Origin of the sequence: Kineococcus glutinatus, from assembly GCF_039542765.1 — a bacterium.
Classification (GTDB): domain Bacteria; phylum Actinomycetota; class Actinomycetes; order Actinomycetales; family Kineococcaceae; genus Kineococcus_A; species Kineococcus_A glutinatus.
On the sequence record NZ_BAABIL010000478.1, the window covers coordinates 1 to 11799 of the forward strand.

Below are 11799 nucleotides of genomic sequence, written 5' to 3' on the forward strand. Positions count from 1 at the left end.
GGCGGCCGGCGAGGTCGAGGTGCAGCGGGTAGGGCGCGCGGGGGGTGTGCTCGGGAGCAGGGGGCACGGGCGGGTCTCCAGTCACCGGCATGGGGATGTGGCAAGGATGCCACCTGCCGCGCGGCTGCGGGGCGCGATCGGCGACCCTGCACCGGCGCGGCAGGTGCTCGTCGGGAGCGGCGGGGGCGCCCGCCGCGGTGGGGGACCCGCTCAGCGCTCGGCGCCGCCCACCACGACCGAGCCGTCGGCACCCACCCGGCACGGGTGCACCCGCACCGGCGGCTGCCCCGACGTCGACTCGCCCGTCGCCAGGTCCCACGCGAACAGGTGCAGCGGGCAGACGACGAAGCGCTCGTCGATCTGGCCGTCGGCCAGCGGGCCGCCGGAGTGCGGGCAGGTGGCCTGCACGGCGCTGACCCGCCCGCTGCGGTGGCGGAACACCGCCACCTGCTCGCCCTCGACGACGTAGGTGCGCCCCTCGCCCTCGGGGATCTCCTCGAGGGACGCCACCCGCACCTCGGGGCGCTCCTGCACGCCCTGCTCCGTCGTGGGCGCCGTCGCGGTCACCGGGACACCTCCTGCGCCACCTGCACGGCGGCCTTCGCGTTGCCGGGGACGTCGGGCAGCACCCCGCCGGGCCCGCCCCCGGGGCGGCGCGGCACCAGCGGCAGGTCGACGAGCGGCAGGGACGGGCGGAACTGGCCGGGCACGACGGGCTCGCGGCCCTCGCTCCAGGGGTCGACGTAGGCGTCGACGGCCTCCTGCAGCCGCGCGTCGAGGCCGGCGGCCAGCCCGTCGGAGTCCTCCACGACGACCTTGCGGACCCGGTCGATGCCCAGGCGCGGCACGAAGTCGTAGGTGCGCTCCAGCCAGTTGCCCCACTCCCGGTAGAACTGGATGAAGCGGCCGGCGACCGTGAGCACCTGCTCGGTGCCCTCCACCGTCGCCAGCAGGTCGCCCTTGCGCACGGAGGCGCCGGCGGCCCCGCCGACGTAGATCTCCCACCGGCCGCCGCCGATGGCCACGACCCCGACGTCCTTGACGTACGCCTCGGCGCAGTTGCGCGGGCAGCCCACGACGGCGAGCTTCAGCTTCGCGGGGGACTCCAGGCCCTGGAAGCGGGTCTCCAGGTCGATGCCGAGCTTGGTGGAGTCGTCCAGGCCGAAGCGGCAGAAGTCGGTGCCCACGCACGTCTTCACCGTGCGCATGCTCTTGCCGTAGGCGTAGCCCGACGGCATGCCCAGGTCGGCCCAGACCTTCGGCAGGTCCTCCTTCTTCACGCCGAGCAGGTCGATGCGCTGCCCGCCGGTGACCTTCACCATGCCGACGGCGTACTTGTCGGCCACGTCGGCGATCGTGCGCAGCTGCTCGGGGGTGGTGACGCCGCCCTTCATCTGCGGCACCACGGAGAACGTGCCGTCGCGCTGGATGTTGGCGTGGACCCGGTCGTTGACGTAGCGCGCGTCGCGCTCCTCCACGACGCCGCCGGGCCACACGGTGCGCAGCAGCGAGGTCAGCGCCATCTTCGACTTCGCGTCCTCGGCGCCGCCGGTGGCCAGCTCGCGGAACACCGCCGACACCGAGCGCAGGTCCCGCTCCCGGACGGCCGCCATCAGGGCCTGCTTGTCCATGGGGATGGCCGGCACGTACCAGTTCGCGGACTCGTCCACCGCGAGGTCGCCGCCGGCGGCCCACTCGGTGATCTGCTGCACGAGCGTCTTGCAGGAACCGCAGCCCTTCCCGGCGCGGGTGGCGGTGACGACCGCGCCCACCGACGTGCAGCCGTCCTTGACGGCGTCCACGATCGCGCCCTTGGTGACGCCGTTGCAGTTGCAGACCTGCGCGTGGTCGTCGAGCTCGGCCGCGCCCGTCTCCTCCGGCGGCGTGCCCAGGTCGAAGAGCAGCCCGACCCGCTCCTCCGGCAGCGGCAGGTTGCGGTCGAACGCCTGCTGCAGGAACGACACCTTGCGCACGTCGCCGATGAGGGTGGCCCCGACGAGGCGGCCCTCGCGGATGACGACGTTCTGGTAGACCCCGCGCCCGGGCTCGGAGAACACGACGAACTCGTCGTCGACGCGCTCGGGCTCGGGCAGGCCCATCGCGGCGACGTCGACGCCGGCCACCTTGAGCTTCGTCGCGGTGCGCGAGCCGTGGTACGCCGCGTCGGGGTCGCGGCCGGTGAGCAGGTCGGCCAGCACGCCGGCCTGCTCCCACAGCGGCGCCACCAGCCCGTACGTCTCGCCGCGGTGCTGCACGCACTCGCCGACGGCGTAGACGTCGGGGACGACCTCGCCGTCCTCGTCGCTGCAGCGCATCCGGTCGTCGACGACGACCGCGCGCTCGACGAGCAGGCCGGAGGCGGCGGCGACCTCGGCGTTGGGGCGGATGCCCGCCGTCACCACGACCATGTCCGCCTCGAGGGTGCGCCCGTCGGCGAGCACGACGCCGCTGACCCGGTCGTCGCCCGTGAGCGCCACGGTGCGCGCCCCGGTGTGCACGCGGATGCCGAGGGCCTCGATGGAGCGCTGCAGTACGCGGCCGGCCTCGGCGTTGAGCTGCTGGTTCATCAGGTGCTTGGGGGAGTGGACCAGCTCCACGTCCAGGCCGTGGTTCTGCAGGCCGCGGGCGGCCTCCAGGCCCAGCAGGCCGCCGCCGATGACGACCGCCCTGGAGTGCAGCCTGGCGTCGGCGAGCATCGCGCGGGTGTCGTCGAGGGTGCGGAACCCGAACACCCCCGCCAGGGTGGAGCCGTCCTCGCGGCGCAGGCCCTGCATGGCGGGGAAGAACGGGGAGCTGCCGGTGGCCAGGAGGAGCACGTCGTAGGGCGTCACCGCGCCGGTGGCGTCGTGCACCACCTTGGCGTGGCGGTCCACGCGGGTGACCCGCACCCCGGCGCGCAGGTCGATGCCGTTCTCGGCGTACCAGGGCAGGGAGTTGAGGAAGATGCCGTGCTCCTCCTCCTCGCCGGACAGCACGTGGGACAGCATGATCCGGTTGTAGTTGCCGTACGGCTCGTCGCCGAACACCGTCACGGCGAACTGCTCGCCGCCGCCGCGCTCGAGGACCTCCTCCACCGCGCGGGCCCCGGCCATGCCGTTGCCGACGACGACGAGGCGGCGGCGGGCGGTCGTCCCGGCGGCCGTGGCCCGGGGACGTTCAGCGGTCGCGGTCATCGCCTCACACCTCCACGAGGCCGAGATCGAGGACGAGGGTGCCGGTGACGCCCTCGGGGGCGGCCACCCGGACCTCCAGGACGGTCGGCGCCTCCAGGTCCTCCACGACCCGCAGCGGGACGTGGACCGAACCCCTGGCGCCGATGGGGAACCAGCGCATCGGGACGCCGTCGCGCAGCAGGACGGCGCTGACCATCTCGTCGGTGGAGTTCCCGCCGCGGAAGTACAGCGCCTGGGCGCGGACCCCCTCGGGCACGGCGTAGGCCGGCGCTCCGTCGAGCGGGACGGGCTTCTCCAGGCCCGCACCGGTGAAGGTGTGGGCTCCCTGCAGGAAGCGGGGGGTCGAGCTCACGGGAGTTCCCCTCTCGGCGGGTTCCGGGACGGTGGTGCTGGAGGTGCTGGAGGTGCTGGAGGTGCGGGGCTCGGGTGGGTCAGACGACGGCGTCGGCGAACCTCGTGCCGCTCCGGCGCAGGTAGCAGGTGGCGGTGACGGCGATGCAGACGAGGTAGAAGCCGACGAACACCAGCAGGGCGGGGACCAGGGAGCCGGTCTCCTTGATCGAGGTGGCGAACCCGCGGGGGATGAGGAACCCGCCGTAGGCGCCGATGCCGGCGGCGATCCCGATGCAGGCGGCAGCCTCGCGCTTGGCCATCGTCATCGCCGTCTTGTCCATGCGGTCGACCCCGGCCCGGAAGATGGCGGGGATCATCCGGTAGACCGAACCGTTGCCGGCGCCGCTGGCGACGAACAGGACCATGAAGGACGTGAAGAACAGCGCGAAGCTGTGGGTCCGCAGCGCCGCGACGGCCCCGAGGGCGCCGACCGCCATCACGAGGTAGGCCACCACGCTGACGCGGGCGCCGCCGAAGCGGTCGGCGATCCGGCCGCCGTAAGGGCGCACCACGGAGCCCACGAGGGCGCCCATGAAGGCCAGGGTCAGCGGCACGCCCGGCAGCCCGATGAACGCCCAGGTGAAGGCGATGTCGGGGAACTGCGTGCTGATGAGCGTCGGGAACACGCCGGCGTAGCCGATGAACGAGCCGAACGTCCCGATGTAGAGGAACGAGATGATCCACGTGTTGCGGTCGCGCAGCGCGGCGGCGTACCCGGCGAGGTCGGCCTTGGCGCTCGTGAGGTTGTCCATCCAGCGCCAGGCCAGCACCGCCGCGAGGACGGCGAGGGGGATGACGACCAGACCGGCGCGCTCCAGCGCGACGCCGGCGCCGGCGATGACGACGAGCGGCACCGCGAGCTGCACGACGGCCACGCCCAGGTTGCCGCCCGCGGCGTTGAGGCCGAGCGCGGCGCCCTTCTCCCGCTCGGGGAAGAAGAACGAGATGTTGGCCATCGAGCTGGCGAAGTTGCCGCCGCCGACGCCGGCCGTGGCCGCGACGAGGAGCATCAGCCAGAACGGCGTCTGCGGGTTCTGCACCACCCACACCAGCCCGGCGCAGGGGACCACCAGCAGCAGGGCCGAGACGACGGTCCAGTTGCGCCCGCCGAAGCGGGGGACCGCGAAGGTGTAGGGGAAGCGCAGGGTGGCGCCGACGAGGTTGGGGATCGCGATGAGCCAGAACATCTGGTTCGCGTCGAGGGAGAAGCCCGCCTTGCCCAGGTTGGGCGTGACGATCGTCCACAGCTGCCAGACGGAGAAGCCGAGGAACTCCGCGAGGATGGAGAGCCAGAGGTTGCGGCGGGCGACCGGGCGCCCCGTGCTGCTCCACTGCTCCTCGTCCTCGGGGTCCCACTCGTCGATCCAGCGGCCGGGGCGGGGGGCGGTGGGGGTCCCGACGAGTGCGGGGGAGTCCGTGGTGGTGGCCAAGAGGGCTCCTCGGGAGGGGGACGTGCCGCCGGGCGCGGGCGGCGGGTTCGGGTACCCCGACCGTAGGAAGGGCGTGTTTCGCGGCGTGTGCCGCTCTGTTACCGGAGGCGCTCGCTGTTCTCACACCTGCGGGCCGCGCGGGTGAGCGTCCGGCAACACGGGTGGGCCGGGCGCGAAGCGGGTAGGGGAGGAGGGGCGCCACCGGGGTGCCCGACCTGAGACGAGGAGGTCCCGTGGCCGACGACCGCGCGGCGCTGCCGCTGCCCGACTACGACCACCTGCCCGTGGCGACCCTCGCGCACCGCATCCGCGCCCTGGACCGCGACCAGCTCGCCGTGCTCGTGTCCTACGAGCAGGAGCACGGGGCGCGCGAGCCCGTGCTGACGGTGCTGCGGGCCCGCGCCGACCAGCTCGACGCCGGCGCCGGGCCGTCCGGCGGCGACCCGGCGGCCCCGGCGCCCGAGGCGGCCCCCGCGCCGTCCGGCCCGCTGCTCGGGGACAGCGGGGCGCCGCCGGTCAACCCGCCCTCCCACGGCGACCCGACCAACCCGGCCCAGCCGCGCTGAGGGCGCGCCGGGCCCACCGCCTGCGCGGTGGGCCCGGCGGGGCGTGCTCAGGGGCGCGGGTCGGTGCGGGCCCACCGCCTGCCCCGCGCGGCGCGCGGGGTCGTCGCGGCGGTGCAGCGGGGGCACACGTGCCCCACCTCCTCGGCGGCCCCGCCCGTGGCCGGCTGCACCTCGGCCCACGGCACGTGCGGGAAGCGCGCCAGCCCCGTCCGGTGCAGCGGCAGCCCGCACGCCGTCTGGTTGGTGCCCGGCTCCCAGGCGTGCACGTCCCCGCCCGGCATCCGCACCCCGTCGGGGTCGGTCCACGTCGAGCTCGCCGCGACCCGCGCCGCGGCCGGTGCCAGCTTCCCGCGCCCGGTCACCGCCGCTCCTCAGCCCCGCGGGTTGAGGTTCTCCGGGTCGGCGTCCGGGTCGGCGCCGCTGCCGCCGTCCTCGGCGACCGCGTCGCCGGTGTGCTCGCCGCGGGTGTCGCGGGGGTTGAGGGTGCCGGGGTCGGCGTCGGGGTCCGGCTGCGCGCCGGTGTGCTCGTCGTGCTCCTCGGGCTTGTCGTGGTGCGTCATGCCCGTCCCGTACCCGGCGCGGTGCCGGTCACACCTGGTGGCCCGGCGGCGCTCGCACCCGCCGGTGGGGTGGGGCCCACCTAGACTCCCCCCGTGACCTCCGAGAGCAGCGCAGCACCCGGTGTCGACGTCAAGCCCCGCAGCCGCGACGTCACCGACGGCCTGGAGCGGGCCGCCGCGCGCGGCATGCTGCGCGCCGTCGGCATGCAGGACGAGGACTTCGCCAAGCCGCAGGTCGGCGTGGCCTCCAGCTGGAACGAGATCACGCCCTGCAACCTCAGCCTGGACCGCCTGGCCAAGGAGGTGAAGGTCGGCGTCCGCGCCGCGGGCGGCTTCCCCATGGAGTTCGGCACCATCAGCGTCTCCGACGGCATCTCCATGGGCCACGAGGGCATGCACTTCTCCCTCGTCAGCCGCGAGGTGATCGCCGACTCGGTGGAGACGGTGGTGAGCGCCGAGCGGCTGGACGGCTCGGTGCTGCTGGCCGGCTGCGACAAGTCCCTGCCGGGGATGCTGATGGCCGCCGCCCGCCTGGACCTGGCCAGCGTCTTCCTCTACGCCGGTTCCATCCTGCCCGGCCGGGCGAGGCTGTCGGACGGCTCCGAGCGCGAGGTCACGATCATCGACGCCTTCGAGGCCGTCGGGGCGTGCGCGCGCGGGCTGATGAGCCGGGAGGACGTCGACGCCATCGAGCGCGCGATCTGCCCGGGCGAGGGCGCCTGCGGGGGGATGTACACCGCCAACACGATGGCCGCCTCCGCGGAGGCGCTGGGGATGTCGCTGCCCGGCAGCGCCGCCCCGCCCGCGCCGGACGCCCGCCGCGACGGCTTCGCGCGGGCCTCGGGGGAGGCCGTGGTGGGGCTGCTGCGCAGGGGCATCACGGCGCGGCAGATCCTCACCAAGGAGGCGTTCGAGAACGCCATCGCCGTCGTCATGTCGCTGGGCGGCTCCACCAACGCCGTGCTGCACCTGCTGGCCATCGCGTACGAGGCCGAGGTGGACCTGACGCTGGCGGACTTCGACCGCATCGCCTCGCGCGTGCCGCACCTGGGCGACCTCAAGCCCTTCGGCCGGCACGTCATGGTGGACGTGGACCGCATCGGCGGCATCCCCGTGGTGATGCGCGCCCTGCTGGACGCGGGCCTGCTGCACGGGGACTGCCTGACGGTGACGGGCCGCACGATGGCGGAGAACCTCGCCGAGATCGCCCCGCCCGACGTGGACGGCGTGGTGCTGCGCGCCCTGGACGACCCCATCCACGCCACGGGCGGCATCACCATCCTGTCCGGCTCCCTCGCCCCGGGCGGGGCGGTCGTCAAGAGCGCCGGCTTCGACTCCGACGTCTTCGAGGGCACCGCCCGGGTCTTCGACCGCGAGCGCGCCGCGATGGACGCCCTGGAGGACGGCACGATCTCCGCCGGCGACGTCGTCGTCATCCGCTACGAGGGCCCCAAGGGTGGTCCCGGGATGCGGGAGATGCTCGCCATCACCGGTGCGATCAAGGGCGCCGGGCTCGGCAAGGACGTGCTGCTGCTGACCGACGGGCGCTTCTCCGGGGGCACCACGGGGCTGTGCGTGGGCCACGTGGCCCCCGAGGCGGTCGACGCCGGCCCGATCGCGTTCGTGCGCGACGGCGACCGCGTCCGCCTGGACGTGGCGGCCAAGACCCTGGACGTGCTGGTGCCGGCGGAGGAGCTGGCGGCGCGGCGGGAGGGCTGGGCGCCGCTGCCGCCGCGCTACACCCGCGGCGTGCTCGCGAAGTACGCCCGCACGGTGCAGTCGGCGTCGGTGGGGGCGGTCTGCCGCTGAGGCGGGGGGCCGCGCCCCCGATCGTCCCAGCCGGTGGACGTCGCGTCCGCATGCTGAGACGGTCGGGGGGTGTGGCTGACACCCGCCCGCGGCGGGGGTTACGGTGGGGCCGTGCAGCTCCTCGTAGTACTCGGACAGCGCGCCGGCTGAGCATCGGCCGTGCGCGCGACCCCTCGCCGTGTCCCGGTGCAGGGGTCTTTTCGCGTCCGGCACCGAACGGCCGGGCGCCGTCCGGTCCCGAGAACCGCACGCCGAACCCGCGACAGGAGCACCCGAGATGACCACCGCCGAGCACAGCAGCGCTGCTGGGACCAGGCCCGCCCTCCCCCTCGACCCGAAGCTGCCCGTGGCCTCGCTCACGGGTGCGCAGAGCCTCGTCCGCTCGCTGGAGGCCGTGGGCGTCGAGGTGGTCTTCGGGATCCCCGGAGGCGCGATCCTGCCTGCCTACGACCCGCTGATGGACTCCCCGCACCTGCGCCACGTCCTCGTGCGCCACGAGCAGGGCGCCGGCCACGCCGCGGAGGGCTACGCCGCGGCCACGGGCAAGGTGGGCGTGTGCATGGCCACCTCCGGGCCGGGGGCGACCAACCTCGTCACCCCGCTGGCCGACGCCAACATGGACTCCGTCCCCGTCGTGGCCATCACCGGGCAGGTCGGCGCCGCCGCCATCGGCACCGACGCCTTCCAGGAGGCGGACATCGCGGGCATCACCGTGCCCATCACCAAGCACAACTACCTCGTGACCGACCCGGCGGACATCCCGCGGGTCGTCGCCGAGGCGTTCCACCTCGCCGGCACCGGCCGCCCCGGCCCCGTCCTCGTCGACGTCGCCAAGAGCGCGCTGCAGGCCACCACCTCCTTCACCTGGCCCGAGCGGGTCGACCTGCCCGGCTACCGGCCGACGGTGCGCCCGCACGGCAAGCAGGTCAAGGAGGCCGCCAAGCTCGTCGCGAGCGCCGAGCGGCCCGTCCTCTACGTCGGCGGCGGCGTCATCAGGGCCGGCGCCTCCGCCGAGCTGACCGCGCTGGCCGACCTCACCGGCATCCCCGCGGTGACGACGCTGATGGCCCGCGGCGCGCTGCCCGACAGCCACCCCGCCAACCTCGGCATGCCCGGCATGCACGGCACCGTCGCCGCCGTCGCCGCCCTGCAGAAGGCGGACCTGCTCATCACCCTCGGTGCCCGCTTCGACGACCGCGTCACCGGCGAGCTGTCGAGCTTCGCGCCGCACGCCAAGGTCGTGCACGCCGACATCGACCCCGCCGAGATCGGCAAGAACCGCGCCGTCGACGTCCCGATCGTGGGCGACGCCAAGCTCATCCTCGCCGACCTCGTCAAGGCCGTGGCCGCCGAGCACGCCGCCGGCCACCGCGCCGACATCTCCGCCTGGCAGGAGCAGGTCCGCCGCTGGCAGGAGGCCTACCCGCTCGGGTACACCGAGGCGCAGGACGGCTCCCTCGCGCCGCAGCACGTCATCTCCCGCATCGGGGCCATCGCCGGTCCCGACGCCGTCTACGCCGCCGGCGTCGGCCAGCACCAGATGTGGTCGGCGCAGTTCATCGCCTACGAGAAGCCCCGCACCTGGCTGAACTCCGGCGGCCTGGGGACCATGGGCTACGCGGTGCCCGCGGCGATGGGCGCCAAGGTCGGCCGCCCCGACGCGGTGGTCTGGGCCATCGACGGCGACGGCTGCTTCCAGATGACCAACCAGGAGCTGGCGACCTGCACGATCAACGACATCCCGATCAAGGTCGCGATCATCAACAACTCCAGCCTCGGCATGGTGCGGCAGTGGCAGACGCTCTTCTACGCCGAGCGCTACTCCAACACCGACCTGCACTCCGGTGAGCACTCCCGCCGCGGCGCCCCGATCCCGGATTTCGTCAAGCTCGCCGAGGCCTACGGCTGCGTCGGGCTGCGCTGCGACCGGCCCGAGGACGTCGACGCGACGATCGAGAAGGCCATGGCCATCAACGACGTGCCCGTCGTCGTCGACTTCCGCGTCCACCGCGACGCCATGGTGTGGCCGATGGTCGCCGCCGGCGTGAGCAACGACGCCATCCAGTACGCCCGCGGCGTGAGCCCGCAGTGGGACCGCGACACCGACGGCGACCTGGAGTCCACCGACTCGGGCGAGAGGACGATCCGATGAGCCAGCACACCCTGTCCGTCCTCGTGGAGGACAAGCCCGGCGTCCTCATGCGCGTCTCGTCGCTGTTCGCCCGGCGCAACTTCAACATCCAGTCCCTCACCGTCGGCCCGACCGAGCGCGCGGACGTCTCGCGGATGACCGTCGTCGTCGACGTGGAGAAGCAGCCGCTGGAGCAGGTGACCAAGCAGCTCAACAAGCTCGTCAACGTCATCAAGATCGTCGAGCTGGACGAGAGCGCCTCCGTCGAGCGCGAGCTGGTGCTCGTCAAGGTCCGCGCCGACGCCGCCACCCGCGGGGAGATCCAGGGCGTCGTGCAGATGTTCCGCGCGCACGTCGTCGACGTCTCCCCCGACGCCGTGGTCGTGGAGGCCACCGGCAGCCCCGACAAGCTGGCCGCCCTGCTGCGCGTGCTGGAGCCGTTCGGCATCCGCGAGCTCGTGCAGTCCGGCACGGTGGCCCTGGCCCGCGGTGGCCGGTCCATCTCCGACCGGGCGCTGCGCTCCGCCTGAGCCACCCACCGACCGAACCACCCACCCCCGGGACCGCCCCGGGGGACGCACCCCGAGGAGAGCCCGCAGTGGCCGAGATGTTCTACGACGACGACGCCGACCTGGCCGACATCACCGGCCGCAAGGTCGCGGTGATCGGCTACGGCAGCCAGGGCCACGCCCACGCGCTGTCCCTGCGCGACTCCGGTGTCGACGTCCGCGTCGGGCTCAAGGAGGGCTCCGCCAGCCGCGCCAAGGCCGCCGACGAGGGCCTGCGGGTGCTGACGCCCGCCGAGGCCGCCGCCGAGGCCGACGTGATCATGATCCTGGTGCCGGACCACCTGCAGCGCGGCGTCTACGCCGACGAGATCCAGCCGCACCTGACCGCCGGCAAGGCGCTGCTCTTCGGCCACGGCTTCAACATCCGCTTCGGCTACATCAAGCCCCCGGCCGACGTCGACGTGATCATGGTCGCCCCCAAGGGCCCGGGCCACCTCGTGCGCCGCGAGTACGTCGACGGCCGCGGCGTGCCCGTCATCGTCGCCGTGGAGCAGGACGCCACCGGCGGTGCGTGGAAGCTCGCGCTGGCCTACGCCCGCGCCATCGGCGGCCTGCGCGCCGGCGGCATCAAGACCACCTTCACCGAGGAGACCGAGACCGACCTGTTCGGCGAGCAGGCCGTCCTCTGCGGCGGCGCCTCGGCGCTCGTGCAGGCCGGGTTCGAGGTGCTCACCGAGGCCGGCTACCAGCCGGAGGTGGCCTACTTCGAGTGCCTGCACGAGCTCAAGCTCATCGTCGACCTCATGTACGAGGGCGGCATCGCCAAGCAGCGCTGGAGCGTCTCCGACACCGCTGAGTACGGCGACTACGTCTCCGGCCCGCGCGTCATCGACGCCTCGGTGAAGGAGCGGATGAAGGAGGTCCTCGCCGACATCCAGGACGGCACCTTCGCCCGCCGCTTCATCGCCGACCAGGACGCCGGCGCCCCGGAGTTCAAGGAGCTGCGCGCCAAGGGCGAGCAGCACCCCATCGAGGCCACCGGCCGGGAGCTGCGCAAGCTCATGGCGTGGGTGAAGTCCGACGACTCCGACTACGTCGAGGGCACCGCCGCGCGCTGACGCGGCCCCCGGGCGACCGGGTCGACAGGCAGCCGGCACCCCGGCGGCGGCCAGCACCGCCTCCGAGCCGGGCGCGTGCTCGCCGGTGGCGCGGTAGGCGCGCGGCACCT

Annotated in this window: 11 protein-coding genes; 5 read left to right on the forward strand and 6 right to left on the reverse strand. The window is 74.0% G+C overall.

What is annotated here, in order from left to right; all coding sequences use genetic code 11:
- Positions 1 to 210 precede the first annotated feature (210 nt).
- The 4 genes from ABEB16_RS16470 to ABEB16_RS16485 form a co-directional block, all read right to left on the reverse strand.
- Positions 211 to 567: a Rieske (2Fe-2S) protein gene (locus tag ABEB16_RS16470; RefSeq protein ID WP_425560227.1), complete on the reverse strand. Its 357-nt coding sequence runs from the start codon at positions 565 to 567 to the stop codon at positions 211 to 213.
- Complete coding sequence (gene nirB, locus ABEB16_RS16475) at positions 564 to 3173, reverse strand: nitrite reductase large subunit NirB (RefSeq protein WP_345713309.1); 2610 nt, start codon at positions 3171 to 3173, stop codon at positions 564 to 566. The genes ABEB16_RS16470 and nirB overlap by 4 nt, the downstream gene beginning before the upstream one ends.
- Positions 3174 to 3177: 4 nt before the next feature.
- Entirely contained in the window at positions 3178 to 3525 is a 348-nt protein-coding gene (locus ABEB16_RS16480) for a molybdopterin oxidoreductase (protein ID WP_345713310.1), read from the reverse strand.
- A gap of 79 nt (positions 3526 to 3604) precedes the next feature.
- A complete protein-coding gene (locus ABEB16_RS16485) occupies positions 3605 to 4996 on the reverse strand; it encodes an MFS transporter (protein ID WP_345713311.1) in 1392 nt (463 codons plus the stop codon).
- 233 nt (positions 4997 to 5229) lie between these two features.
- On the opposite strand from ABEB16_RS16485, the gene ABEB16_RS16490 reads away from it, so the two are divergent.
- The gene (locus ABEB16_RS16490) at positions 5230 to 5562 is read left to right on the forward strand and encodes a DUF8129 domain-containing protein (protein WP_345713312.1); all 333 of its coding nucleotides are present in this window, start codon (positions 5230 to 5232) and stop codon (positions 5560 to 5562) included.
- A gap of 47 nt (positions 5563 to 5609) precedes the next feature.
- On the opposite strand, the gene ABEB16_RS16495 is transcribed toward ABEB16_RS16490, so the two are convergent.
- Positions 5610 to 5924, reverse strand: a complete 315-nt coding sequence (locus ABEB16_RS16495; RefSeq protein ID WP_425560228.1) for a hypothetical protein — start codon at positions 5922 to 5924, stop codon at positions 5610 to 5612.
- A gap of 9 nt (positions 5925 to 5933) precedes the next feature.
- A complete protein-coding gene (locus ABEB16_RS16500; RefSeq protein ID WP_345713313.1) occupies positions 5934 to 6122 on the reverse strand; it encodes a hypothetical protein in 189 nt (62 codons plus the stop codon).
- A gap of 93 nt (positions 6123 to 6215) precedes the next feature.
- On the opposite strand from ABEB16_RS16500, the gene ilvD reads away from it, so the two are divergent.
- The 4 genes from ilvD to ilvC all read left to right on the forward strand — a co-directional run bounded on the left by ilvD (position 6216) and on the right by ilvC (position 11689).
- Positions 6216 to 7931 (forward strand): dihydroxy-acid dehydratase, encoded by a 1716-nt coding sequence (gene ilvD, locus ABEB16_RS16505; protein ID WP_345713314.1) that lies wholly within the window; start codon positions 6216 to 6218, stop codon positions 7929 to 7931.
- A gap of 277 nt (positions 7932 to 8208) precedes the next feature.
- Positions 8209 to 10083: an acetolactate synthase large subunit gene (locus tag ABEB16_RS16510; RefSeq protein WP_345713315.1), complete on the forward strand. Its 1875-nt coding sequence runs from the start codon at positions 8209 to 8211 to the stop codon at positions 10081 to 10083.
- The gene (ilvN, locus tag ABEB16_RS16515) at positions 10080 to 10592 is read left to right on the forward strand and encodes an acetolactate synthase small subunit (RefSeq protein ID WP_345713316.1); all 513 of its coding nucleotides are present in this window, start codon (positions 10080 to 10082) and stop codon (positions 10590 to 10592) included. Before ABEB16_RS16510 ends, ilvN begins: the two co-directional genes overlap by 4 nt.
- Before the next feature lie 68 nt (positions 10593 to 10660).
- Positions 10661 to 11689, forward strand: a complete 1029-nt coding sequence (ilvC, locus tag ABEB16_RS16520) for a ketol-acid reductoisomerase (protein ID WP_345713317.1) — start codon at positions 10661 to 10663, stop codon at positions 11687 to 11689.
- The last annotated feature ends 110 nt before the right edge of the window (positions 11690 to 11799 follow it).